At 66.5% G+C, this 26,449-nt stretch carries 17 protein-coding genes; 12 read left to right on the top strand and 5 right to left on the bottom strand.

The genetic code is table 11. From position 1 onward, the window contains the following. The first annotated feature begins 4 nt into the window (after positions 1-4). The 6 genes from AC5P7X_RS14905 (at position 5) to cueR (ending at position 9,291) form a co-directional block, all read left to right on the top strand. Positions 5-1,027, top strand: coding sequence for a glucokinase (locus tag AC5P7X_RS14905; protein WP_346608002.1), 1,023 nt, complete (start codon positions 5-7; stop codon positions 1,025-1,027). Between the two features lie 51 nt (positions 1,028-1,078). Further along, complete coding sequence (locus tag AC5P7X_RS14900) at positions 1,079-2,077, top strand: glycosylasparaginase (RefSeq protein ID WP_095377680.1); 999 nt, start codon at positions 1,079-1,081, stop codon at positions 2,075-2,077. Continuing rightward, positions 2,074-2,811: a copper homeostasis protein CutC gene (locus AC5P7X_RS14895; RefSeq protein ID WP_253135575.1), complete on the top strand. Its 738-nt coding sequence runs from the start codon at positions 2,074-2,076 to the stop codon at positions 2,809-2,811. Before AC5P7X_RS14900 ends, AC5P7X_RS14895 begins: the two co-directional genes overlap by 4 nt. Positions 2,812-3,203: 392 nt before the next feature. After that, positions 3,204-6,161 carry a TonB-dependent receptor plug domain-containing protein gene (locus AC5P7X_RS14890; protein ID WP_253135579.1) on the top strand — a complete coding sequence of 986 codons (2,958 nt, stop codon included), beginning with the start codon at positions 3,204-3,206 and terminating at the stop codon, positions 6,159-6,161. A 161-nt stretch (positions 6,162-6,322) separates the two neighbouring features. After that, a complete protein-coding gene (locus AC5P7X_RS14885) occupies positions 6,323-8,824 on the top strand; it encodes a heavy metal translocating P-type ATPase (protein WP_206620078.1) in 2,502 nt (833 codons plus the stop codon). Positions 8,825-8,835: 11 nt separating this feature from the next. Then, positions 8,836-9,291, top strand: a complete 456-nt coding sequence (gene cueR / locus AC5P7X_RS14880; RefSeq protein ID WP_188248180.1) for a Cu(I)-responsive transcriptional regulator — start codon at positions 8,836-8,838, stop codon at positions 9,289-9,291. A gap of 78 nt (positions 9,292-9,369) precedes the next feature. On the opposite strand, the gene AC5P7X_RS14875 is transcribed toward cueR, so the two are convergent. Both AC5P7X_RS14875 and AC5P7X_RS14870 read right to left on the bottom strand, forming a co-directional pair. Beyond that, a complete protein-coding gene (locus AC5P7X_RS14875; RefSeq protein ID WP_005416342.1) occupies positions 9,370-9,564 on the bottom strand; it encodes a heavy-metal-associated domain-containing protein in 195 nt (64 codons plus the stop codon). A gap of 187 nt (positions 9,565-9,751) precedes the next feature. Further along, positions 9,752-12,826 carry a TonB-dependent receptor gene (locus AC5P7X_RS14870; protein ID WP_495215117.1) on the bottom strand — a complete coding sequence of 1,025 codons (3,075 nt, stop codon included), beginning with the start codon at positions 12,824-12,826 and terminating at the stop codon, positions 9,752-9,754. 1,075 nt (positions 12,827-13,901) lie between these two features. Between AC5P7X_RS14870 and AC5P7X_RS14865 the strand changes: the two genes are divergently transcribed. From AC5P7X_RS14865 to AC5P7X_RS14840, 6 genes are all read left to right on the top strand, one after another. Further along, positions 13,902-16,367 (top strand): GH92 family glycosyl hydrolase, encoded by a 2,466-nt coding sequence (locus AC5P7X_RS14865; protein ID WP_372486251.1) that lies wholly within the window; start codon positions 13,902-13,904, stop codon positions 16,365-16,367. A gap of 96 nt (positions 16,368-16,463) precedes the next feature. Then, positions 16,464-17,513, top strand: coding sequence for a LacI family DNA-binding transcriptional regulator (locus AC5P7X_RS14860; protein ID WP_053500739.1), 1,050 nt, complete (start codon positions 16,464-16,466; stop codon positions 17,511-17,513). Between the two features lie 60 nt (positions 17,514-17,573). Beyond that, the gene (gene fucP / locus AC5P7X_RS14855; protein WP_495215071.1) at positions 17,574-18,887 is read left to right on the top strand and encodes an L-fucose:H+ symporter permease; all 1,314 of its coding nucleotides are present in this window, start codon (positions 17,574-17,576) and stop codon (positions 18,885-18,887) included. 7 nt (positions 18,888-18,894) lie between these two features. Further along, the gene (locus AC5P7X_RS14850) at positions 18,895-19,890 is read left to right on the top strand and encodes a carbohydrate kinase family protein (RefSeq protein WP_138953590.1); all 996 of its coding nucleotides are present in this window, start codon (positions 18,895-18,897) and stop codon (positions 19,888-19,890) included. Then, positions 19,887-21,113, top strand: a complete 1,227-nt coding sequence (locus tag AC5P7X_RS14845) for an AGE family epimerase/isomerase (RefSeq protein ID WP_329842598.1) — start codon at positions 19,887-19,889, stop codon at positions 21,111-21,113. Before AC5P7X_RS14850 ends, AC5P7X_RS14845 begins: the two co-directional genes overlap by 4 nt. Before the next feature lie 101 nt (positions 21,114-21,214). Then, entirely contained in the window at positions 21,215-23,833 is a 2,619-nt protein-coding gene (locus tag AC5P7X_RS14840) for a beta-mannosidase (RefSeq protein ID WP_070490453.1), read from the top strand. Between the two features lie 86 nt (positions 23,834-23,919). Here the strand turns inward: AC5P7X_RS14840 and mtnC are convergent, their stop codons facing one another. From mtnC to AC5P7X_RS14825, 3 genes are all read right to left on the bottom strand, one after another. Further along, a complete protein-coding gene (gene mtnC, locus AC5P7X_RS14835) occupies positions 23,920-24,615 on the bottom strand; it encodes an acireductone synthase (RefSeq protein ID WP_053500748.1) in 696 nt (231 codons plus the stop codon). Positions 24,616-24,618: 3 nt separating this feature from the next. Next, a complete protein-coding gene (locus AC5P7X_RS14830) occupies positions 24,619-25,176 on the bottom strand; it encodes a 1,2-dihydroxy-3-keto-5-methylthiopentene dioxygenase (RefSeq protein WP_021204389.1) in 558 nt (185 codons plus the stop codon). A gap of 92 nt (positions 25,177-25,268) precedes the next feature. Beyond that, a complete protein-coding gene (locus tag AC5P7X_RS14825; protein WP_005416352.1) occupies positions 25,269-25,910 on the bottom strand; it encodes a methylthioribulose 1-phosphate dehydratase in 642 nt (213 codons plus the stop codon). Positions 25,911-26,449 lie beyond the last annotated feature (539 nt).

The following is a 26,449-nucleotide window of genomic DNA, read 5'->3' as shown; positions in this document are numbered from 1 at the left end:
CAGCGTGACCATCGCAGCAGCGTCCCCGGTTTCCACCGACTCCGCCCGCGGCGGTCTTCCGCGCAGTCTCGTTGTCGCCGATGTCGGCGGCACCTTCGCCCGTTTGGCGCTGGCTGAAACGCAACCCGGCCAGGCACCACTGCTGGGCAGCCATCGCACCTATGCCTGCGCCGAGCATCCGAGCCTGTCGGCGATCCTTGCTGATTTCACCGCAGGCCTCGGCCAGCCGGTAGAGGCCGCCGTGGTCGCCATCGCCGGCCTGCTCGATGGCGATGTGCTGATCAATTCCAACCTGCCATGGACGGTCTCGCTGTCGGCCACGCGGGTGCAGTCCGGGCTGCATGAGCTGCAGCTGATCAATGATTTTGAAGCGGTGGCGTTGGCCATTCCTTACCTGCAGCCTGACACCTTGGTGCCGCTCAATGGCGATGCTGACCCGGCGCAGGCGTTCCCGGCGCTGGTGCTGGGCGCCGGTACCGGCCTGGGTGCAGCATTGCGCTTTGCCGACGGCGAGCGTCCGGTGCTGGCCAGCGAGATCGGCCATGCCGCGCTCGGCGCCGGCAACGCGCTGGAACTGCAGGTGCTGGGCAAGCTGCTGCAGCGCTGGACGCACGTGGACAACGAGCGCGTGCTGTCCGGCAGTGGCCTGATGAACCTGTATCCGTGCCTGTGCGAACTGCGCGATGTCACCCCGGTGTGGGGCAGCACCGAGGCACTGATCGGCGCCGCGCGCAGCGGCGAGGATGCGCTGGCCGTGGAAACGCTGCAGGTGTTCTGTGCCTGGCTGGGCAGCCTGGCCGGCGACGCAGCGATCGCGGTGGGTGCGCGTTCGGTGTACCTGGCCGGGGGCATTTCTGCGCATGTGCAGGATTTCCTGGCCGATGGCCGCTTCCGTGAGCGCTTCCTCAACAAGGGCGTGCTGACCGAGGTACTGCGCCAGGTGCCGGTATGGCGCGTGGAGCATGGCCAACTGGGCGTTCTCGGCGCAGCGGTCTGGTACGCCGCACGGCAGCCCACGCAAGACTGATCGGCGTGGCCGGCATCGGGCCGGCCGTGCATTGCAGACTGGGAGGGGAAGATGGTGGATCGCAGGCAGTTCCTGCAGGCCGGCGCACTGGCTGCAGGCATGGTGGCCTTGCCGGGCGTGCAGGCGCGCACGCAGGGTGGGGCCAAGGTGGTTTCGACCTGGGACTTCGGCGTGCCGGCCAACCAGGCCGCATGGGAGGTGCTGGCGCAGGGCGGCAGCGCACTGGATGCGGTGGAAGCGGGCGCACGCTGGGCTGAGAGCGAGCTGTGCAACCCCACCGTCGGTCATTGCGGCAACCCGGATCGCGACGGCGTGCTGAGCCTGGACGCGAGCATCATGGATGGTGATGGCCGTTGTGGCGCAGTGGCCGCGCTGGTGGACATCCTGCATCCGGTGTCGGTGGCCCGCAAAGTGATGGAAAACAGCCCGCACGTGCTGCTGGTGGGCGAGGGCGCGCAGCAGTTCGCGGTGCAGCAGGGTTTTGAACGCAGGCACCTGCTGACGCCGCAGGCCGAAGCGGCCTGGCGCGAGTGGCTGAAGACCGAGAAGTACCAGCCGCAGATCAATGCTGAGCGTCGTAGTATTCCTGGCAACAGCGACAACCACGACACCATCGGCATGCTGGCGCTGGATGCCCGCGGTAAGCTGGCCGGCGCCTGCACCACCAGCGGCATGGCCTGGAAGCTGCACGGCCGGGTCGGCGACAGCCCGATCATCGGTGCCGGCCTGTATGTCGACAACGAAGTGGGCGCGGCCACTGCCTCGGGCGTGGGCGAGGAGATGATCCGCAATGCGGCCTCGTTCCTGGTGGTCGAGCTGATGCGCCAGGGGCGCTCGCCGGCGCAGGCCTGCCGCGAAGCGATCGATCGCGTGGTGCGCAAGCGCCCCGAAGCGAGCAAGACGCTGCAGGTGTGCTTCCTGGCCATGAACAAGCAGGGCGAGGTGGGCGCTTACGCGCTGCATCGCGGCTTCGTCTACGCGGTGTGCGATGCGCAGCGCCAGGATGACCTGCGTGATTCGCCGTCGATCTACACGAGCACCCAGGCGTGAGCACACGGCTGACCCTGGAGATCGCCAGCAACTCGCTGGCCTCGGCGCTGGCCGCCCAGGCCGGCGGCGCCGATCGCATCGAACTGTTCGACAACCTGGCCGAGGGCGGCACCACGCCGTCGTTCGCCAGCATCGCGATCGCCCGCGAACGCCTGTCCATTCCGCTGTTCGTACTGGTGCGCCCGCGCCCGGGCGACTTCCACTACGACGCACTGGAAACCGAACTGATGCTGCGTGACATCGCGCAGTGCCGCGCGCTCGGCTGCGATGGCGTGGTGATCGGTGCGCTGGATGTGCAGGGCGGGATCGATCTGGCGCTGTGCCGTGAACTGGTGCAGGCCGCCGGGCCGCTGCAGGTGACCTTCCATCGCGCCTTCGATGCTGCCCGCGATCTGCCTGCGGCACTTGAGCAGGTGGTTGAGCTGGGTTGCCAGCGCGTGCTGACCTCGGGCGGCCAGGTCAGCGCCGAGGCCGGCGCGGATGTGCTGGCGGGTCTGGTCACCCAAGCGGCGGGACGTATCACGGTGATGGCCGGCGCCGGGCTGGGACCGGCCAACATCGCGGCCGTTGCGCGACGGAGCGGCTGCACCGAACTGCACGCCTCGGCCAAGGGCCTGCGGCGTTCGGCCATGCAGTTCCAGAACCCGGCGCTGCGCGGCTTGGACCCGGACTGGAGCCAGACCGCCACCGCCACCGTGGCCGCACTGCGGCAGGCGCTGGACAGCGCAAGGTAACCCGCTTCTCCTGTAGAGCCGAGCCAACGCTCGGCTGCGCTTTGCGGCAAACGACATCAGCCGAGCACGGGCTCGGCTCTACAGTCGCACGCGACAACGCGGACAAAACCGTTCCGCGCGCGATTGTCGCGTTCGTGTCATTGACGTGTGCGCCGTTCTCTCAGCGATGTTGCGCAACCCTTTGATTGTTCTGGATACCGGCAGCCGATAGCGGCATTCCGCCAGCGGTTGCTGCATCGCCGCATGCCCGGCGCGGTTCAGCTGTGCTTTAGTTTGGATCGATCCACAGGGGAGGGGCTGGGACGGTCGTGAACCGATCCCGGTACCCGGATCAGCCGTCGTGCTACGCCACCACCCGTCCGTGCGTCCACACTTTCCAAGAGCAATCACCCATGGCTCAGTCCGTTCGCAAGCGTCGTCACCTGCTGTCCCAGGCACTGGTCCTGGTCCTGTTTCCCCTGGCCGCTGGTGCACAGGAAGCGGCCAGTTCGTCCACCAAGGACTTGGACGCGGTCACCGTTACCGGTTCGCGCATCAAGCGCGCCGCGGTCGAAGGTCCGGCCCCGGTCAACGTGATCACCGCGCAGCAGATCCAGAAAGAGGGCTTCGTCAGCGTGTACGACGCGCTGAAGACGCTCACCGAAGCGACCGGTACCGTCGAAGCCGCCTCGCAGTGGGGTTCGCACACGCCCAATGCCAGCGGGCTGAACCTGCGCGGGATGGGCCCGAACCGCTCGCTGCTGTTGGTCAACGGCCGTCGCGTGGCCGATTACCCGCTGCCGTATGGCGGTGAAACCAATTTCTCCAACTACGGCAACATTCCGGCCGCAGCGGTGGAACGCATCGAAGTACTGACCGGCGGCGCCTCGGCCATCTATGGTTCGGACGCGATCGCCGGCGTGGTCAACGTCATCCTCAAAACCAACTACGACGGCGACGAAGTGCGCGTGCGCGGCGGCACCTCCACCGAAGGCGGGCGCGACACCTGGGACCTGTCATGGGCCGGCGGCAAAACGGGTGACAACTGGAGCGTGACCTATGCGTTGCAGTACACCAAGCGCGATCCGTTGTTCGGCCGCGACCGCCCGCAGATGGACGATGCCGATGATGCGCCGTATGCGTCCTGGAACATGGAGCAGCGCAAGGTCGGCTTCCGACCCACGGCCGGGCTGGCGCTGATCGATCCGACGACGGGCCAGCGCCTGGCGCCGCCCACCGGTACCTGCGAGAAGTTCGACGGTGAGTACTACACGGCCGATCGACTGGTCTACAACTACGCCGCCAACCGCATCACCAACACCGGCCGCCTGTGCGGCATGAGTGCCGACTACGCCAACTGGCTGCTGACCGGTGGTGCCGAGAACGTGTCCGGCAACCTGTATGCCACCTTCGATTTCAGCAGCGACCTGCAGGCCTGGACCAACCTGGCGGTGTACCGCTCCGAAGCGATCTGGGGCACCAATCCACCCGGCGTCTCGCTGATCGACGATGACAACGGCTACTACTGGGATGCCAACCGCAACCGCCCGATCCTGGGCGTGCGCCAGTTCACCCCGAACGAAGTCGGCGGCCTGGACACCCTGCGCAACACCAACCGCGAACTGTCCTGGGACTGGAGCGCCGGCCTGCGTGGCCGCCTCGCCGACCGCTTCGACTGGAGCGCTACGGTGGGGCGCTCGTATTACCGGGTGGAGGAAAGGCAGAACGTGGTCGACAAGCAGAAGTCGTACGACTACTTCCTGGGACCGAAGCTGGGCACCACCGCCGATGGCGAGGCGATCTATGCACTGAACGAATCGCGCTGGTGGAATCCGCTGACGCCAGACCAGTACTGGCAGATGGGCACCGTCGCGAAGAATCGCGCAACGTCCTGGGTCAACCAGGCCTCGGCGGATATCACCGGCGAACTGTTCCAGGGTTGGGCCGGCCCGATCTCGTTCGCCGCCGTGGCCGAAGTCGCGCAGCAGGGCTATCACCTCAGCCCGGACCCGCGCGCCGGCATCGACTTCGACCTGCAGAACGTCGATCGCGGTGGCGGCGAGCGCACCCGCTATTCGGCCGGCGTCGAGTTCAAGATCCCGCTGCTGGAGAGCGTGACGGCCACCGCGGCCGCCCGCTACGACCGCTATGGCAACTACAAGGCCGATGACAGCAGTGAAGCGCTGGATATCGGCAGCCAGAAGGAGACCACATGGAACGTCGGCCTGGAATGGCGCCCGGTCGAATCGCTGCTGGTGCGTGGCTCGTACGCCACCAGTTTCCACGCGCCGGACATGCACTATCTGCTGGGCCAGCCGAGCAGTTCCGAAGTGCAGACCTATGACCGCCTGCGCTGCATCCAGAGCGGTGCCTACCTGGTCAACAACTGTGGCGTGGGCAACACCGATGTCTGGTACACCTTCGACGTGAACCGGCGTGGCACGCCGCTGCTGCGTTCGGAAACCGGCGATTCGTGGACGGTCGGCTTCGTCTGGGACGTGATGCCGAACCTGTCGGTCAGCGCCGACTACTGGGCGATCAAGCTGGAAGACATGATCGTCGACGTCGGCGCCGACGAGGTGCTGGCCAGCGAGGCCGGCTGCCTGACGGGCAAGAACATCGATGGCACGCCGTGGGCCAATCCGGCCGGTGGCGATTATTGCGCCGGCATCCTGGCCCGCGTGAACCGCGACAGCAGCGGCCGGCTGGTGTCGATCGAGCGCGGCCCGTTCAACCTGGCCAGCCGGGAAGTGCGCGGTATCGACCTGACTGCACGCTATCGCCTGGAAACCGCGCAGTGGGGCAGCTTCCAGCTGGGCCTGAACTACACCAACCAGATCTCGACCAAGGAACAGCGCTACGCCAACGATCCGAACCCGGAACGGCGCGACCGGGACCTGCGCAGCAAGCTGCGCGCGAGCCTGGCCTGGCAGCGCGGCAACTGGAACGCCAACGTCTATGCCGACCGCGTGGGTTCGGTGCCGGGCGTGCGCTATCACTGGGGCACCGATCGCCTGGACAATCCCGGCGGTTGCCTGCCGTTCGCCGACGGCTACGTGCCCAGTGACAGTCCGTCGCTGAACTGCCTGGAACCGGCACAGCTGCCGGATGGCTCGGTGAACCCGAACCCCAACGCGGGCCAGCAGACCTCGCGTTACTTCGGCCGGGTCGGGCCGTTCATCACCTGGAACGTCAACGTGGGTTACCAGGTGACCGAGCACGCCAAGGTCAATGTCTACGTCAACAACGTGTTCAATTCGGCCAGCTGGAACCACAAGGACCCGTACAAGCTGGACTATGACTTCGCCCCGACCCGGTTGCTGAGCGCGGTCGGCCGCGAGTTCGCATTGGAGTATGTGTTCACCTTCTGAGGAGACCGGCCTCCGCCGGTAGATCCACGCCATGCGTGGATGCGGAAACGGAACACCGGGGGCGGCGCCCCCTTCAGGCATGCGGACAGGCTGGATTTGACCTTCCCACGATGGCAAGGTTTAGCCTGTCCGCATCCAGAAGGAAACCCGGGAATCCGATCATGAGCACGCCGCGCGCCGCTGCCGCCCCCGCCAGCCCCTCCACCATCAGCCTGCCCATCGAGGGCATGACCTGCGCCAGCTGCGTAGGCCGGGTCGAGGCAGCACTGTCCAAGGTCGAGGGCGTGGGCAGTGTCTCGGTGAACCTGGCCACCGAGCGGGCGGACATTCGTCCGTCGGGCCCGGTGGATCGCGCGGCGCTTGTCCAGGCAGTGGAGCGGGTGGGCTATGACGTGCCCGCAGCGACCACCGAACTGGCGGTCGAAGGCATGACCTGCGCTTCCTGCGTGGGCCGTGTCGAACGCGCGCTGTTGGCCGTGCCCGGCGTCAGCCAGGCCAGCGTCAACCTGGCCACCGAGCGCGCCACGGTGCGTGGCATGGCGGACGTGGCTGCGCTGGTCGCCGCGATCGACAAGGCCGGCTATGACGCACGTGTGATCGAGGCGGGTGTGCAGTCCGATGACCAGGCTGCGGAAAAGAAGGATGCCGAGCGCGCCGAACTGAAGCGCGACCTGATCGTGGCGGCCGCGCTGGCACTGCCGGTGTTCGTACTGGAAATGGGCTCGCACCTGATTCCCGGCATGCACGCATGGGTGATGTCCACCCTCGGCATGCAGGCCAGCTGGTACCTGCAGTTCGTGCTGACCGCGCTGGTGCTGGCCATTCCGGGCCGCCGTTTCTACCAGAAGGGGTTCCCGGCGCTGCTGCGGTTGGCGCCGGACATGAATTCGCTGGTGGCGGTGGGCACCGCCGCGGCGTTCGGCTATTCGGTGGTAGCGACCTTTGCACCGCGGCTGCTGCCGCCGGGCACGGTGAACGTCTACTACGAAGCGGCGGCGGTGATCGTCGCGCTGATCCTGCTCGGCCGCTTCCTGGAGGCCCGGGCCAAGGGCCGCACCTCTGAAGCGATCAAGCGCCTGGTCAACCTGCAGGCCAAGGTGGCCCATGTGATCCGTGACGGCCGCGCGGTCGACATCCCGATCAATGAAGTGCAGAGCGGCGACCTGGTGGAAGTGCGCCCGGGCGAGCGCGTGCCGGTGGATGGCGAGGTGGTTGAAGGCCGCAGCTACATCGATGAATCGATGATCAGCGGCGAGCCGATTCCGGTCGAGAAGCTGCCGGGCAGCAGCGTGGTGGGTGGCACGGTCAACCAGAAGGGCGCACTGACGGTGCGGGCCACGGCCGTGGGCGCGCAGACCCTGCTGGCGCAGATCATCCGCATGGTCGAACAGGCGCAGGGCTCGAAGCTGCCGATCCAGGCGGTGGTCGACAAGGTCACGTTGTGGTTTGTGCCGGCGGTGATGCTGGCCGCGCTGGCGACCTTCGCGGTCTGGTTGATCTTCGGTCCATCGCCGGCACTGAGCTTTGCATTGGTCAATGCGGTGGCGGTGCTGATCATTGCCTGCCCGTGCGCGATGGGCCTGGCCACGCCGACCTCGATCATGGTCGGAACCGGTCGTGGCGCCGAAATGGGCGTGCTGTTCCGCAAGGGCGAAGCACTGCAGCTGCTGAAGGACGCGCAGGTGGTGGCGGTGGACAAGACCGGCACGCTGACCGAAGGCCGCCCGCGCCTGACCGACCTGGAGATTGCTGCCGGCTTCGATCGCAACAGGGTTCTGGCGGCAGTGGCCGCGGTGGAGTCGCGCTCGGAGCATCCCATCGCCCGCGCGATTGTTGATGCCGCGACCGGGCAGGGCATCACGTTGCCGGGCATGGTCGACTTCGAATCGGTCACCGGCATGGGCGTGCGGGCCAGTGTCGAGGGTGCACGCGTGGAGGTCGGTGCCGATCGCTTCATGCGCGACCTGGGCGTGGACATCACTGCATTCGCAGCATTGGCGGCGGAACTCGGCACGCAGGGCAAGTCGCCGCTGTATGCCGCCATCGACGGTCGCCTGGCCGCGATCATCGCGGTATCCGATCCGATCAAGCCGAGCACCCCGGCAGCGATCGCGGCACTGCATCGGTTGGGCCTGAAGGTGGCGATGATCACCGGCGACAACGCCGGGACCGCGAAGGCGATCGCGCGCCAGCTCGGCATCGATGAAGTGGTGGCCGAGGTGCTGCCGGAAGGCAAGGTCGAGGCGGTGCGCCGGCTGAAGGCCACGCACGGCCACGTCGCCTTCGTTGGTGACGGCATCAACGATGCGCCAGCACTGGCCGAGGCCGATGTCGGCCTGGCCATCGGCACCGGCACCGATATCGCGGTGGAATCGGCCGACGTGGTGCTGATGTCGGGCAACCTGCAGGGCGTACCCAATGCCATTGCGCTATCGAAGGCGACGTTGGGCAACATCCGGCAGAACCTGTTCTGGGCGTTCGCCTACAACACCGCGTTGATTCCGGTGGCCGCCGGCGTGCTGTACCCGGTCTGGGGCGTGCTGCTGTCGCCGGTGTTCGCGGCCGGTGCGATGGCACTGTCCAGTGTGTTCGTGCTGGGCAACGCACTGCGCCTGCGCCGCTTCCAGCCGCCGATGGCGGATGCCGCCGTTGCGACCCACTGAAGGAGAATCGCATGAATATCGGTGATGCCGCCAAGGCCTCCAGCGTGTCGGCGAAAATGATCCGCTACTACGAACAGATCGGCCTGATTCCTGCGGCGGATAGAACGGAGTCAGGCTATCGGGCGTATTCGCAGGCCGACATCCATCGCCTGCGCTTCATCCGCCGCGCGCGCGATCTCGGCTTCCAGGTGGCCGAGATCGGCGACCTGCTGGGCCTGTGGAACGACACGTCGCGCCACAGTGCTGACGTCAAGCAGCTGGCCGAGCAGCACATCGCCGACCTGGAACAGCGCATCGAGCACATGCGGCAGATGGCCGACACGCTGAAATCGCTGATCCGCTGCTGTGCCGGCGATGAGCGCCCGGAATGCCCGATCCTGCAGCGGCTGGGTGAAGACGATGAGGCCCCGCCGCCGGTCGATGCAGCGAAGACCGGCGCGGTGCGGCGGCGCGCGCGCAAGCGCTGAGTTTCCATGTCGCGTGCAGGAAAAGCCCGCCCAGTGACAGTGCAGGGGGCGGGCTCCGCTGTGGCAGAAAGCAGGGGATCAGGCAGTGCGCGGCGGGAATCCCGCATCGTTCAGCGCGGCGAACACCTGCTCCTGTGATGCGGTGGTCTGCACCTTGACCAGGCCGGTCGGCGGATCGGCCACCACACTGGCGCTGGGATCGATCTGCTGGATCGCGCGGGTCACGCTGCGCGCGCAGCCGCCGCAGGTCATGCCGTCAACATGGAATTCCATCTGTAGCTCCTTCGGTGCTCGTGAGGTGAAACCAGTGTGCACCTTCCAACGATGGCAGGGTCAAGCAGGTGGCTGAACGGCGGTGCAGGCAAATGAAAACGGCAGCCGCCTGTACCAGCGCGGCTGCCGTGGAGGACCATTCCCGTCGGGGCGGGTAAGACTGCGCCGGGCCAGGCCCGGCGCTGCCTCAGAACTTCCAGTTCACGCCGAAATACAGCTGGCGCCCGGCGTACAGATTGGACAGCAGGCGGGCCTGGCTGTCGTTGCCGATGTAGCTGCGTAGCTCGGACTTGGTGGCGTTCAGTACGGCGGCGGTCACCGTCCAGTCCGGGGTGAGGTTGTAGGCCACGTTCAGGTCAAGCTGGCTGTAAGGCTTGGTGTAGGTGGTCATGCCATTGTTCAGGCCGCCGACCACTTCACCACGACGGTTGTACGAGGCGCGCGCCAGGAACTTGTCGTTCTCGTAGAACACCGTAACGTTGGCCTGGTTCTTGGCACTGCCGACCAGCGGCGAGGAGCCGATTTCCTCGCCATCCAGCACGATCGAGGCCAGGTTGGTGTCGTTGTAGGTGTAGTTGGCCTGCACGCCCAGTCCGAAGTCGAACGTGTACTGGCCATACAGTTCCACGCCCTGCGACACGCCATCGCGGCCATTGGCCTGGGTCTCGTACTTCTGCACGGTGACCGACTGCCCGCCGACGTTCATCTGCTGGTCGCGCACCACCGGCACGGTGAAGTTGTCCACGTTCTTGCGGAACAGCGAAACACCTGCGACCGCGCCCGGCTTGAAGTACCACTCCAGGCCCAGGTCGAACTGGACCGCCTTGAACGGTTCCAGCGCCTTGTTGCTGCCCGAGCCGTACCAGCCGGGCGTGTCGGTGCCGCCGGTGACGCGGCGGTCGTTGGCGTACTCTTCGCTGATGTAGCGCAGGCCACCGGGATAGGCGATGCTGGTGTAGCTTGGGCGCGCGACCACCTTCGACGCCGCGCCACGCAGCACCAGGTTGTCGGTGATGTCCCAGGCAATGTTGAAGCTGGGCAGCACGTCGGTATAGGTCTTTTCCAGCGACGACAGGGCATACACCTTGTCGCGCACCTGCGGGTCGGGCAGGCGGACGAAGCCACCCTGGCAGCGCAGGTTCGGGTCGGCGGCCGGATGATCGCAGCTCATCGGCGCGCCGCTGGCGTTGTCGACGAAATAGTCGTTGAAGCGCTCGACCGAATCGCTGGACTGGGCGAACTGCTTGGTCCGCACCACGCGCACGCCGATGTTGCCGCGTACCCGCTCAGTGCGGAAGTTGGCCTGGAAGTAGCCGGAATAAATCTTCTCGTTGACGTCGTAGACGAAGTCTTCTTCGGTGCGGTTGTGCGAGCCACCGTAGGTCTTGTTCAGGTAGTCGATGTAGGCCGGGTAGTTGATGCCCGGGAACACGTTGGCGTTGAACGCGCCGGTGATGTTGCTGATCGGGTTGGACAGGAAGAAGCCCGGCTGCGCATCGCCTGCGGTCGGATCGCAACCGGCCTGGTAGCGGTTGTTGTCATAGTCGGACGGATCCAGGCCCGGGCACACCCAATAGGTGTTGCCGGTGTTGCGGTGGACCTTGCCATCGCGGTACTTGGCGCCGAACTGGATCGAATCCAGCCAGCCGGCCTCGAACAGCTTGGTGACGTCGGCCTGGAAGTAGTTCTGCTTGACCTCGGTCTGCATCCACGACGAATCGGTCGAGCCGGTATCGACTTCGGCCACGCCCGCCATCAACTGCTGCTGCAGGTCCGGCGAGAACTGCACCGACGGCGTGCCGGTCAGGTCCCAGGCGGTGTACTGGTTGCCGGACTGCCACTGGTTGCCAACCTTGCGGCGCGGCTTGGCCGACATGCGGAAATTCATCGACGGACCACCTTCGGACCAGGTGCGGCCGCCGGTGAACGAGGCCTTCCACAGCGGGCTGATATCCCAGTCGATGGTCAGGTCGGCGGTCTGCGACAGTGCCTTTTCCTTGCTGTATCCACCGGTGAGCTGCGGAGTGGGGATGGTGCAGTCGTCCGGGCCCCAGCCACCGGGTTCCAGGCCGGCTGCCGCTGCTTCTTCCTCACTGCAGTAATAGGTCTTTCCGGCCAGCTTCTGGTACTGCGCACCCGTGACGATGCTGCCACTCGGGTCGAAATCCAGGCCGTTGAGCAGGCGGCCGCCGGCCCAGTTGCCGTCCTGGTTGTAGCGGGCCAGGTTCCACTCCGGCACCTTCAGCATGTTCTGGGTGTAGTCACCCTGCAGCTCGAAGCGGAAGTAGTTCGCGGTCATCGTGACGTTGTCGACCGGCTTGAACTGGAAGGTCAGCTGGCCGCCCTTGCGCTCGCGCTTTTCTTCCTTCACCGCGAAGTTCACCGAGGTCGGCATGAAGAATTCGCTGTAGTTCTTGCCAGCCTGGTTGTTGAAGCCGGACTGGCCCCACCAGTAGTGGATGCCATCCTGTTCCAGCAGGTTGCCGTTGGCATCGCGGGCCGTGGTGCCATTGCCGTACCACTGGTAGTCCTCGGTGCTGGCTTCCATGGTGCGGGTGGTGCGCTTCTGCTGGGTCACGCCGACGAGGACGCCGAAGCGCTCATCCTTGCTGTGCCACGAGTACAGCGCGGACGCCTGCGGATCGACATCGTGGCTGGTATCGGAGGTGGTGCCCTCCAGGTTCACGTAGCCGGAGTTGGATTCCATGTCCAGCGGGCGGCGGGTATGCAGGATGACCGTGCCGCCGATGCCGCCTTCGTCGATGCGTGCTTCCGGCGACTTGAACAGCTCCGCGCTGGACAACATGTTCGATGGCAGCAGGGTGTAGTTGAAGGAGCGCGTCGCTTCGTTGTTGGTCTCTGACGAGGCGACGAAGTTGCCGTTCAACTGGGTCAGGGTCAGGTCCGGCGCGAGGCCGCGCACACTGACACTCTTGCCTTCGCCACCGCTGCGGGTGATGACCACGCCGGGCACGCGCTGCAGTGCGTCGGCCACGTTCTTGTCGGGGAACTTGCCGACGTCCTCGGCGGTGATCACCTCGACCACCGCGTTGGCGTCGCGCTTCTGCTCGAGGCTCTTTTCAATGGCGTAGCGGTAGCCGGTGACCTGGACGCTGTCCAGGGTGGTGGCGTCCTGCGAGCCGGTGGAAGCGGCCTGTTGCGCGGCGGCGCCACCCGGAATGACGGCGGCGGCCAAGGCCAGCGCGATGGCCAACGACAATGCGTCCTGGCCATGCGTACGTGTTGAATGCTTCATTCCCATCTCTCCCTCTCTCATGGATTGATCCGGTGACGTGGCACGGACAACTTGAATCGATCTAATTTGAAGTGACTTTGTCGCTGTCGCCAAGCAACTGCCAGTGGCGCCGCGCGCGTGGCCTGGTACGTCCTGTTGCTGCTCCCCCAACTCCCGGCCATCGCAGCGTCGTCTTGGATCGATCTAAGCGATGGGCGGGCGATTTTTAGCACGGGTCGCCCGCAGGCGCATGCTGCTGCGCAATATGGTACTGGCGTGGCGAAGGGATGACGGTTTGCTGAAATCAGTGAAATCGTTTTCGTGCGCAGGGGAGGGTGGGTCGGCAGGGCTGCGCCCTGCACCCGCGGTAGTGCCGGCCGCTGGCCGGCAACTGCCAAAGCCAAAGCCAAAGCGGCTCTGGTTTTCTGCTGGTTTGGCGGGGCGGTGTGGGCTGGCAGGACACGCCGTAAACCCGTCCATGGGGGCTCGATGGCGCCATCCATGGCGCCAACGGTCCTGCCAGCCCACGCCGCCCCACCTTTGACAGCCTCCCGGTGACGGTTGGATTGTCCTGGCGACGGAATGTGGAACGGCATGGGGTCAGATCCGTTTTCCTATGGAAAACGGATCTGACCCCAATTGATTTCGTTATCTGTCAGAGATTCAGCCAAGCATGGCGTTGATCCGTTGCAGATCGCGAGAATCTGTCGAAGGCGGGGTGGGTCCGGTTGCGGGGGTGTCCGCGGCATGGATGCCGCGGCCAAGCCCCCAGGGACGGGTTTACGGCGTCCCCCGCAACCGGACCCACCCCGACTCCCCACAGGAAACCGGCTTCTGCTGTTGCTTCTGCTGTTGCGGTTGCTGTTGCTCCAGCTCGTAGCAGGTGCAGGGCGCAGCCCTGCCGAACACCCCATCTCATGCTGCGCCGCAGAATGCATTCGGCTGAACCTGCATGCTCTACTTGAATCGATCTAAATTCACGGTCTGGTGGGTCGGGCGTCGTTCCAGGGGGAGCTCTCTGCAGGTCAGGGCAGGGCTCAGCGGAACGGTGCCGGACGGCCCCGGCCGTCTGCCTCCGCGTCATCGACTACAGGAACCCGACATGCGTCCAGTGCCGTCCGCTCCCGCCGTCCCATTGTCCTCGCGCCCGCTGGTGCGCCTGGCCTGCCTGCTCGCGCTGTCGTCAGTGCCGGTGCTGCTGCAGGCCGCACCGGCCGCGCTGGAACGCGAGGTCAATACCTTCATCGGCAGCAAGGACGACGGCAATACGTTCCCGGGCGCGTCGGCGCCGTTCGGCCTGATCCAGGTCAGCCCGATCGGCAGCCACTATTCGGGCTGGCGCTACGACGACGAGAAGATCCGTGGCTTCGGTCATTCGTTCATTTCCGGCGCCGGCTGCTGGGAGCAGGGTGGCCAGGTGTCGGTGCTGCCGGTGACCGGTTCGATCGGTCCGGGCGGCGATTTCGATACCGGCAATGCCAAGCAGTTCGACCACAAGGCCTACGCATCGACCTACACCCACGATGGTGAGGTCGGCCAGGCCGGCTACTACAAGGTGCGCCTGACCAGCTACGGCGGCATCGATGCGGAAGCCACCGCGCGCACCCGTGCCGCCGCCGAGCGCTACACCTTCAGCCAGCCCAGCGGCGATGGCCACGTGCTCGTCAATGTCGGCCAGGCCAACGAGCGCCATTCGGTGATCGGCAGCGTGGTCGATGTGGTCGGCGATCGTGTGGTGGAAGGCAAACTGGTCACCAAGAGCTTCTGTGGCGGCCACCAGTACACCACCTGGTTCCGCATCGAGTTTGACCGTCCGTTCAAGGCGCATGGCACCTGGGGTGAGGGCGGTGGCCTGCCGGGCGCGCGCCACAGCATGGAAGGCGAGCAGAAGCCGAACGGCGCCTGGCTCAGCTTCGACCTGGCCAAGGGCCAGTCGGTGACGGCGGTCAGCGCGATCTCGCACGTGGATGCCGAAGGCGCGCGCACCAACCTGCGCGCAGAAGGCATGCAGAATGGGGTGCTGCTCGGCTTCGACCGCATGCGTGCGCTGTCCCAGCAGTCCTGGCGCGAGCAGCTGGGCCGGGTGCGTGTTCAGGGCGGCACTGCCGACGACCGCGCGGTGTTCTACAGCGCGGTCTATCACGCACTGCTGCAGCCGATGACCGGCAACGACGCCGACGGCCGCTACCGCGGTTATGACGACGGTATCCACCGCGCCGATGGCTGGACCTATTACGAGTACTTCTCGCTGTGGGATACCTACCGCGCGCAGAACCAGTGGCTGGCGCTGACCCGCCCGGACGTGGCGCGCGACATCGGCCGTACCCTGCTGGCGATCGACGAACAGGTCGGTTGGCTGCCGCGCTGGGGTTATGCCAACTTCGAGACCAACATCATGACCGGCGATCCGGTCACGCCGTTCATGGTCGACCTGTGGCGCTTCGGCGCGCTCAAGGGCCGTGAATCGCAGGCCTGGGATGCACTGCGCCGCAATGCCTTCGGCACGCCGCCACTGAACTCGCGCATGGCCGGACGCTCCGGCAACCCGACCTACCTGGACAAGGGCTATGTGGCCTACGACCGCGCATTCCCGTCCAAGGGCATGGATGTCGATCCGCACCATGGTGGTTCGGCCACGCTGGAATATGCGTTGGCCGACTGCGCGCTCTCGCAGATGGCCGATGGCCTGGGCCATGCGCAGGATGCGGCGACGCTGCGTGAGCGTGGCCGCAACTGGCGCAAGGTGTGGGACCCGCAGGTGCGGGATGCCGAGACGGGTTTCACCGGCTTCCCGCGCCCGCGCACCGAGGATGGCCAGTGGTACACGCCGGCCGATGGCCACTACAGCCCGCGTTCGCACCACGGTTTCCATGAGGGCACGGCGTGGCAGTACCAGTGGCTGGCGCAGCAGGACGTGCCGGGCCTGGTCGAAGCGATGGACGGCCGCGAACAGGCCGGTCGCCGCCTGGATGCGTTCTTCGCGATGGACGCGCTGCAGGCCGATCCGCTCAATGCCGCCCGCAAGGCGTGGGTGGTAGGGCCCTACAGCTACTACAACCAGTTCCGCTACAACCCGAACAACGAGCCGGACCTGCACTCGCCGTGGCTGTACACGCTGATCGGCCAGCCGTGGAAGACCGCCGCCGTGGTGCGTGCCGCGCAGCAGTTGTTCACCAATGCCCCTAATGGCGTGACCGGCAACGATGACCTCGGCACGATGTCGGCCTGGTACCTGTTCAGCGCCATCGGCGTGTACCCGGCGGTGCCGGGCAGCGGCCAGTTCCTGCTGCACACGCCGCGCTTCAGCAAGGTCGAAGTGGAAATGGGCAATGGCCGAACCCTGCGCATCGACGCGCCGGGTGCCGATGGCCGCCGCCTGCAATACGTGCAGGGTGTGCGGGTCGACGGCCAGGCGCATGCACCGGTGTGGCTGGACTGGGACCGCCTGCAGCAGGGCCCGCGCCTGCAGTTCGCGCTCGACGCGAAGGCGCCGGAGCAGGGCTGGGGCACCGCGGTGAAGGACCTGCCGGTGTCCTGGTGCGCGGCACCGGGCAGCCAGCTGCGCTGAGCCGGACTGTGCCGTTCGCGCTGACCCAGCGAACGGCACGGCACGACACGGCCCTGATCCATTAGGCTTGAGCCTCCAGCGGAGTCCGGGAAGACGATGAACGACAACGGCAACAGTCCCAGCAAGCGCGCCGGCAAGGCGGTGACGGTGACCGACATCGCGCGCGCGATCGGCGTGTCACGGGCAACCGTGTCGCTGGTGCTGCGTGGCAGCCCGCTGGTCAACGTCGATACCCGCGCCAAGGTCGAGGCCGAACTGCGCCGCCAGCGTTACGTCTACAACCGCGCGGCGGCCAACCTGCGCCGTCGTACCTCGTCGAGCATCGCGCTGGTGATCAACGATCTCTCCAACCCGTTCTTCGCCGAGTTCGCATCGGGCGTGGACGAGGCGTTGGGCGGGCGTGGCTACGTGACCCTGCTCGGCAGCACGGGTGAATCGCCGGAGCGACAGCAGGCGGTGCTGTCCACGCTGATGGAGCACACCCCGGCCGGCCTGATCCTGTCGCCGGCCGAGGGCAGCGATACCGCACAGCTGCGGCAGGCACTGGGTGCCAATGCCAACGTGCTGCTGTTCAACCGCGAACTGGCCGGGGCCGACTGGGACTTCCTGACCCTGGACAACCAGCACGGCGCCTATCTGGCCACGCGCCACCTGATCGAGCGCGGCCACCGCCAGATCGCGTTCTTCGGGGGCCACGCCGCATCCAGTTCCTGCCACCAGCGCCGCGCGGGTTTCCAGCAGGCGCTGTCCGAAGCGGGCCTGTCGCTGCCGCCGGGCTGGATGATCGAGTCGGCACCGAACCGCCTGGAGGCGGCTGCGCGCACCGATGAACTCTTCGCCGACGGCCATCGCCCGAGCGCGGCGGTCTGCTACAACGACACCGTCGCGCTGGGCCTGATGCTGGGCTTGAACTCGCGCGGCATCCGTCCGGGCGGCGATTTCGCCGTCACCGGCTTCGATGATATTTCCGAGGCGGCGGTGGCCGTACCGCCGTTGACCACGCTCACCGCCGACCCGCGCGAGCGTGGCCGCCAGGCTGCGGCGCTGCTGCTGCAGCGGCTGGACGAACCCGACGCGCCGCCTCGGCGCACGGTCGCGCCGGTGCAGTTGCGCATCCGCGAAAGCAGTGCCGCACGACCGAACTGATTCCTTCCGCATACCCCTTCCACGCAACAACGACCTTCCGCGCATCGAGGCGCGTACCGCATGCCGATCTCCGCAACGCCCCGTCCATCGGGTTCTTCGGGCAACGCACCCGCCGTCACCAACGGCAAGGCGTTGGCTGTCGTGACCACGATCTTCTTCATGTGGGGCTTCCTGACCTGCCTCAATGACATCCTGATCCCGCACCTGAAGGCGGTGTTCGAACTGAACTACGCCAAGGCGATGCTGGTGCAGTTCACCTTCTTCGGTACTTACTTCCTGATGTCGCTGCCGGCGGGCCGCCTGGTGGCGGCGCTGGGCTACAAGAAGGGCATCGTGGCTGGACTGGTGATCGCCGGCATTGGCGCGCTGGGCTTCTGGCCGGCGGCCGAACTGCGCGTGTACGGCGCCTTCCTCGGTGCGTTGTTCGTACTGGCCACGGGCATTACCGTGCTGCAGGTCGCCGCCAACCCGTACGTCGCGCTGCTGGGCCCGGAACAGACCAGTTCCAGCCGCCTGACCCTGGCGCAGGCGCTGAACTCGCTGGGCACGGCCATCGCGCCGATCTTCGGCGGCATGCTGATCCTGTCCAACTCTGTCAAGAGCGCTGACGACATCGCGGCGCTGCCGGCCGCCGAGCAGCTGGCCTACCGTGCCGCCGAGGCGCAGGCCGTGCAGGGACCGTACGTGGGCCTGGCCGTGGCGCTGGTGCTGCTGGCGCTGTTCGTGTTCCTGTTCCGCCTGCCGGCGCTGAGCGACGCCACCGAGCAGGCCGACCAGGGCCACCACCACAGCTACCTGGATGCGCTGCGCAAGCGCCACCTGCTGCTGGGCGTGCTGGGCATCTTCTTCTACGTCGGCGCTGAGGTGTCGATCGGCAGCTTCCTGGTCAACTACCTGTCGATGCCCAACATCGGTGGCTTCAGCGAACAGGAAGCCACGCACTACGTGTCGGCCTACTGGACGATGGCGATGATCGGCCGCTTCGCGGGCTCAGCGCTGCTGGCGCGCTTCTCGCCCAGCCGCCTGCTGGCGATCTTCGCGCTGGTCAACGTGGCGCTGCTGGTCACGACCATGCTGAGCTCCGGCAACATCGCGCTGTACTCGGTGGTGGCGATCGGCCTGTTCAACTCGATCATGTTCCCGACCATCTTCGCGCTGAGCATCGAGCGCCTGGGGCCGCTGACCAACAAGGGCTCCAGCCTGCTGATCATGGCTATCGTCGGCGGTGCCGTGGTGCCGTACCTGCAGGGCGTGCTGGCCGACCACATCGGTGTGCAGGCCAGCTTCATCCTGCCGCTGCTGTGCTACGGCTACATCATTTTCTACGGACTGGTCGGCGCGCGTACGCCGGCCTCCGCAACGCAGGGAGGCTGAGTCCGGAATGGGTGCCATCGTTTGCTTCGGCGAAATTTTGATCGATCTACTAGCGCAGCCGCCGGCCTCGGCCGACACGCCGCGCGCCTTCCTGCAGTACGCCGGTGGTGCACCGGCCAACGTTGCCGTTGCGGCCGCACGGTTGGGTGCGAAGACGCAGTTCGTCGGCACGCTGGGCCGCGACATGTTCGGCGACTTCCTGGCCGACAGCCTGGTCGAGCACGGCGTGGGCACGGATTACATCGTGCGTACCGATGCGGCCAAGACCGCACTGGCCTTCGTCGCACTGGATGCCAGCGGCGAGCGCAGCTTCAGCTTCTATCGCCCGCCGGCAGCCGACCTGCTGTTCCGTGACAGCGACTTCCAGGCGGCGTGCTTCGACAGCGCACAGTGCTTCCATGTCTGTTCCAACAGCCTGACCGAAGCGGCCATCGCCGAGGCGACCTTCGCCGGCATGGATCGTGCGCGCGCGGCTGGTGCGGTGGTCAGCCTCGACCTCAATCTGCGTCCGGCGCTGTGGCCGGCGAACGAGGACCCGACACCGCGCCTGTGGCAGGCGCTGGAACGCGCCGACCTGGTCAAGCTGTCGCGCGAGGAACTGGACTACCTGGCCGCGCCGCTGGGTGCCGATGGCGAGGCAGCGGTACTGCGGCGCCTGCTCGCTGCGCGCGCGCGCTGGGTGATCGTCACCGACGGTGCGGCCACGCTGCACTGGTACACGCGCGACAACCACGGCACGGTCACCAGCTTCCGCGTGGCCACCGTCGACACCACGGCGGCTGGCGATGCTTTCGTCGGTGGCGTGCTGGTTGGGCTGCTGGAGCGCGGCGGCGCCGGTACCGGTTTTGCCGCCTTCTGCCAGGACCCGGAGGCGATCACCGCCACGCTGCGCTTCGGCGCCGCAGTCGGCGCGCTGGCTGTTACCCGCAAGGGCGCGTTCGCCGCGATGCCCTCGCTCGATGAAGTGCAGCAGCTGCTGCAGGCACAGGACATTACCGCATGAGCACCTCGCCCGATTTCCGTTCGCCCGCGTTCCTGCGCGCGCATATCGCCGACACGATGGCGTTCTACCACCCGCACTGCATCGACCCGGACGGTGGCTTCTTCCACTACTTCCGTGACGACGGCAGCATCTACGACGCCAACCATCGCCATCTGGTGAGCAGCACGCGTTTCGTCTTCAACTACGCGATGGCCTACCGCGAATTCGGCAACGCCGAGTACCGTGAGGCGGTCGAGCACGGCGTGCGCTACCTGCGCGAGGGGCACCGCAACCCGGCCACCGGCGGTTACGCCTGGACCCTGCGCGACGGCAAGGTCGAGGACGACATGAACCACTGCTACGGCGTGGCGTTCGTGCTGTTGGCCTACAGCTGCGCACTGAAGGCCGGTCTCGAACAGGCCCGCGCCTGGATGGACGAGACCTGGCAGCTGCTGGAAGCGCGCTTCTGGGAGCCCCAGCACGGCCTCTACAAGGACGAAGCCGATGGGCAGTGGAACTTCACCGGCTACCGTGGCCAGAACGCCAACATGCACATGTGCGAGGCGATGCTGGCCGCCTTCGAGGCCAGCGGCGAACAGCGCTATGTGGAGCGCGCGCTGCAGCTGGCCGACAACATGACCCGTCGCCAGGCCGCCAAGGCCGGTGGCCTGGTGTGGGAGCACTACGATTCCAACTGGGAGATCGACTGGGACTACAACCTGGACGACCCCAAGCACCTGTTTCGCCCGTGGGGCTTCCAGCCGGGCCACCAGACCGAATGGGCCAAGCTGTTGTTGATCCTGGACCGCCATGTGCAGGTCGACTGGCTGGTGCCGACCGCGCAGCACCTGTTCGACGTGGCCGTGGCGCGCAGCTGGGACGAGACGCGGGGTGGCCTGTACTACGGTTTCGCGCCGGAGTCGCGCCGGCAGCCGGGCATGGATGGCGCCCCGATCGGTGGCGACAGTTTCGTCTGCGACGACGACAAGTATTTCTGGGTGCAGGCGGAGACGCTTGCGACCGCCGCACTGATGGCCAAGCGTACCGGCGATGACCGCTATTGGCAGTGGTACGAGCGTATCTGGGCGTATTCGTGGGAACACTTCGTCGATCACCGGTACGGCGCCTGGTTCCGCATCCTCGATGCCGACAATCGCAAGTACAGCGACGAGAAGAGCCCGGCCGGCAAGGTGGATTACCACACCATGGGTGCGTGCTACGAAGTGTTGAACGTGGTGCGTTGAGGTCTGCCGCGCTGCGCGCTCGCCGGACGTGGTCCGGCGCTACCGTGGCGTGTTGAATTGGTAGCGCCGGACCATGCCCGGCGGAAAGACAGGAGCATCCCGTGCATCGCCTTCCCCTCGTTGTCCGTCTGCTCCTGCTGCTGATCGCGGCGTCCGCCTTCCCGGTCGCTGCCACGCCGCTGCAGGCACAGTGGGAGTTCCGTATGCTGCCCGGCGACGCGCAGGGCGCCGCTCATCCAGGTCTGCAGCAATGGCGGGCGGCGACGGTGCCGGGCAGCGTGCACACCGACCTGCTGGCTCACGAACTGATCCGTGATCCGTATGTCGGCGCACCAGAGGCCGAACTGCAATGGATCGGCCTGGCCGCCTGGGAGTACCGCGCCCGCTTCGACGTGGATGCGGCGACGCTGGCCAAGCCCAATGCCGAGCTGCGCTTCGACGGTCTGGATACCTACGCCGACGTCAGCCTCAACGGCAAGCCGCTGCTGCGCGCGGACAACGCGCACCGGACCTGGCGCGCGCGCGTGAATGGGCGCCTGCGGGCCAGGGACAATGAACTGCAGATCGTGTTCCGTTCGCCTATCCGCACCCTGCTGCCGGGCGTGCAGGCAATGCCGCACAAGATCGCTGGCAACTACCCGTCGCCGTATGGCGATGAGCCGAAGGGCGCGATGGTCGGCAACTTCGCGCGCAAGCCGGCCTACCACTTTGGCTGGGACTGGGGGCCTCGCTATGTCACCGCCGGCGTCTGGCGCGGGGTTGACCTGCAGGCCTGGGAGGCTCACCGCCTGACCGATCTTGCGGTGCGTACAGATGCATTGAGCGCGGAGCAGGCGAAGCTGGCCGTGCTGCTGCAAGTGGAGCAGGGCGCGGCGGCGGGCTCGGCCGTGGTGAATGTGGATGTGCGCGATCCGCAGGGCCGCAACGTGGCCCAGGTTCAGCGCACGGTGCTGCTGAAGCCCGGCCAGAACAGCATCGAGGTTCCGGTTGAACTGGCCGATCCAAGGCGCTGGTGGCCAGTCGGCCACGGCGCGCAGGACCGCTACACGGTGCAGGCCCGCCTGGACCAAGGTGGCACGCCGGAGCTGGCGCGCGAGCAGCGCATCGGGCTGCGCACGGTCGAACTGCGCCGCGAGGAAGACCGCAAGGGCGGGCAGGGCTTTGCCTTCGTCATCAACGGCGTGGAGATCTTCGCCAAGGGCGCCAACGTCATTCCGTTCGATGCCTTTCCCGCTCGCGTCGATGCCGCACGCCTGCGCCAAGTGCTGACGGCCGCGCGCGACGCCAACATGAACATGCTGCGCAACTGGGGCGGCGGCTACTACGAGGACGACGCGTTCTTCGACATCGCCGACGAACTGGGCCTGCTGGTCTGGCAGGACTTCATGTTCGGCGGCGGCATGCAGCCGGGCTACGATCCGGCGTTTCGTGCCAACGTGGTGGCCGAAGCACGCGACAACGTGCGCCGTCTGCGCCATCACCCCAGCATCGTGCTGTGGTGTGGCAACAACGAGGAAGAAACCGCCTGGAAGGACTGGGGCCACGGCCGCGACCTGAAGGCGGCCAACCCGGCATTTGCGGCGAAGGTCTGGCAGGGCTACGTCGACCTGTTCGGCAACGACCTGCGCCAGGTAGTGGGCGAGGAGGGGCTGGGCGTGCCGTACTGGTCCAGCTCACCGAGCAACGACCTTGACGAGAAGGCCAACGATTCAACGCGTGGCGACAAGCACTACTGGCAGGTCTGGGGTAATCCGGCGTTGCCGGTGCAGGCCTACCTGCGCGAGACGCCGCGCTTCATGTCCGAGTACGGGCTGCAGGCGTGGCCGTCGGTGGCGACAGTGGACCAGATCGCCACCCGCGCCGAACAGCGCATCGACAGCCCGGTGATCCGCGCGCACCAGAAATTCATGGCCGGCGAGGGCAACAGCCGTCTGCTGCACTACATCGAACTGGGTTACGGCACGCCGAAGGACTTCGAGGACTTCGTCTATCTCAGCCAAGTGATGCAGGCCGATGGCATCGCACTGGCGGCGCTGCATCATCGCGCCTCGCGGCCATACACGATGGGTTCGCTGTACTGGCAGCTCAACGATGTCTGGCCCGGTGCCTCGTGGTCCAGCGTGGACTATTTCGGCCGTTGGAAGGCGCTGCACTTCGCCGCGCGGCGTTTCTTCGCGCCAGTGACGGTGGCGGCACTGCGCGACGAGGGCAGCACGCGGGTGCGCCTGATCAATGATGGCGCCTCACTGGAAGCGCGCTGGCGTCTGCGGGTGATGGACGTGGAGGGGAAGGTGCTGCGTCGTCGCGAGGAAACGGTGACGTTGGTGGCGGCGGGTGTCACCTCGATGGGCGATTTCAGCGATGCAGAGCTGCTGGCCGGTGCCGACCCGACGCGTACGGTGGCGGTGTTCGAGTTGCTGCAGCACGGCGACGTGAGCGCGCGGCAGGTGGTCGGTTTCGTTGAGGCCAAGGACCAGCTGTTGCCGCGGCAGAAACTCAAGGCCACGTTGTCCATTGAAGGGGACCACTATCGTCTGCGGCTGGAAAGCGCGGCGTACGTGCGCGCGGCGTGGATCGACTTCGGCGCGCTGGATGTGCAGGTCGAAGACAACCTGCTGGACCTGCTGCCGGGCGAAACACATGATATCGCGGTGCGCGGCCCGGTGGATCTGGTTACCCTGCGCGAAGCGCTGAAGGTGAAGACCCTCAACGACCGTTGAGCAACAAAGGGGACGGAGGGGATTAAGTCGTTTGTGGCCCATGTGTGCCACAAACGACTTAATCCCCTCCGTCCCCTTTTTCTTGCTTACAGCTGGATCTGCTGGAAATTCTCGACCCGTTCGTGGCCGTTGGCGGCCTGGCCGGTACGCGGCATCGGGTAATCATCCAGGCGATCGATCAGGCGGGTCTGCAACCCGGCTTCGCGGGCGGCATCCAGTTCTTCCACCACATCGGACAGGAACAGGATCTCGCCGGCCGGTACGCCGATGGCCTGCACGATGCGGCGGTAGCTGTCGGCCTCGCGCTTGCCGCCGACTTCGGTATCGAACCAGCCCGACACCAGCGGGCTGAGGTCGCCGGCGTCGCTGAAACCGAAGAACAGCTTCTGCGCCGGCACCGAACCGGAGGAGTACACGTACAGCGGCAGGCCGGAAGCGTGCCAGCCCTTCAGCACCGGCGCCACTTCCGGGTAGAAGTGCGCGGTGTAGTCGCCACGGCGGTAGCCTTCGTCCCAGATCAGCCCCTGCAGCGCCTTCAATGCGGTGTGCTTGCGGTCCTGGTCGATCCAGCCCTGCAGCGTCTCGGCCACCAGGCTGTCCTGGCAGGCACCGCCGATCTCGGTGGCGACCGCGTCCAGCCAGCGACGGACCTCCGGTTGCTGGCCATGTTCGGCGACGAACGCGGGCAACGCCTTGCGCGCATAGGGGAACAGCACGTTCTTGACGAACGAGATGCTGCTGGTGGTGCCTTCGATGTCGGTCAGGATGACGCGGGCTTGCATGGATCAGGACGCCTGGGTGGGTACGTAACGAGGGAACTTCTGCGCGATGTCGGTGCCGGTGAAATGGCCGACCCAGCCGTCGGGCTCGGTGAAGAAGCGGATCGCCACGAAGCTGGGTTCCTCGCCCATGTCGAACCAGTGGGTGGTGCCATCGGGCACGGCGATCAGGTCGTCCTTCACGCACTCGATCTCATAGACCTTGTCACCCACGTGCAGGGTGAACAGGCCGGAGCCGGCGACGAAAAAGCGCACCTCGTCTTCCTTGTGGAAGTGCTCGTCGAGGAACTTCTTGCGCAGCTCGGCGCGGTTCGGGTTGTCCGGGGCGATCGAGGCCACGTCCACGCTCTTGAAACCGCGCTCGGCCACCAGGCGGTCGATGTCGGCGCGGTACGCGGCGAACACTTCCTCCTGGCTGGCGCCCGGTGCGACCGGCGCGGTGGCCTGCCAGCGCTCGAAGGTGACGCCGATCTTCTGCAGCTCGGCAGCAATGACCGCGCCGTCCTGGGTGTCCAGCAGCGGCGATTCGGGGCGGGTGTCGTCGTAGATGCGCAGTCGGCTCATGGCGGCAGCTTGAACGTCTCGGGGGGAAGACAGGGTAGCAGGGTGGGCATGAGGTGCAGATTCCGGATCGGCATCTGCACCTGCGTGCGGGTTCAGCCGCGCAGCCTGCGCAGTTCCAGCTCGCAGTGGAACAGGAACTCGAACGCTTCCAGGTGGCGGCGTGCCTCGGCCATGTCGCGGCCCCAGGCATACAGGCCATGGCCGTCGATCAGGTAGCCCCACAGGTTCTGCCGGTCGAGCAGGTCATCGACCTGCTTCGACAGCACGTTCATGTCCTGGGTGTTGGCGAATACCGGCACATCGATGGCCATTTCATGGGTACTGTTGCCGGCGAAGGCCTTCAACAGCTCGTAGCCTTCCAGGCGGACATGACCCTGCGGCGCGTACAGGCGCGAGGCGATGGTCTGCACCGGCGAGTGCGTATGCAGCACGCAGCCGACGTCCGGGAAGCGGCGGTACAACTGGGTGTGCAGCAGGGTCTCGGCGGACGGGCGCAGCGGACGGCCGACGGCCTGGCCGTCGAAGTCCACCACCATGATGTCGTCCTCGATCAGGCGGCCCTTGTCCTTGCCGGACACCGTGATCGCGGCGTGGCGATCGTCCAGGCGGTGGGAGAAGTTGCTGCTGGTGGCCGGGGTCCAGCCGGCGTGGGCCAGTTCGCGGACATTGTCGATCAGCAGCTGGGCCAGTTCGCTCAGGCGCGCGGTGTCGTAGGGGAAGGTGGGGGCGTTCATGCCGGCGATTTTACTGGATTCGGCCAACGGCTGAGCCCCTCGTGGCGGGTCGTGTAGAGCGGTACATGGGGTTGGCGGGGCGGGTGGGCCGTGCAGGGGACGCTGCAAGTACGTCCCTGTAAGCTCGTTGGCGCCATTCATGGCGCCAACGCCCCTGCACGGCCCACCCGCCCCGCCTCGGACAGGTTCCGGCGTGCGGCCGGCCACGGAGTGAAGAAGGAAGAGCGAAAAGCGGGTCGCGGCGCTGCGCTTGCTCGCAGCCGAGCATGGCTCGGCTCTACAGAAGATTCGTCCCGATACATTCGTTTCCGGGAGCGCTTCATCCACGCATGGCGTGGATCTACCGGACGTGCCGGGAGAGTGTCGAAGGCGGGGAGGGGTGAGGTTGCGGGGGCGTGTGATCTGGCCCCCCGTCAGCGGACGCCAAGAAGCGATACTTTGATCGCACCTGGAGGTCCCTTATGTCCCGTATCACCCGTCGTAGCTACACCGATGAGTTCAAGCACCAAGCCGTGGAGTTGGCCGAGTCGCTCGGGCCT

The sequence above is a fragment of the Stenotrophomonas sp. YJH_SMC_53 genome (assembly GCF_059369995.1).
This window is presented reverse-complemented; position numbering and strand designations above follow the sequence as displayed.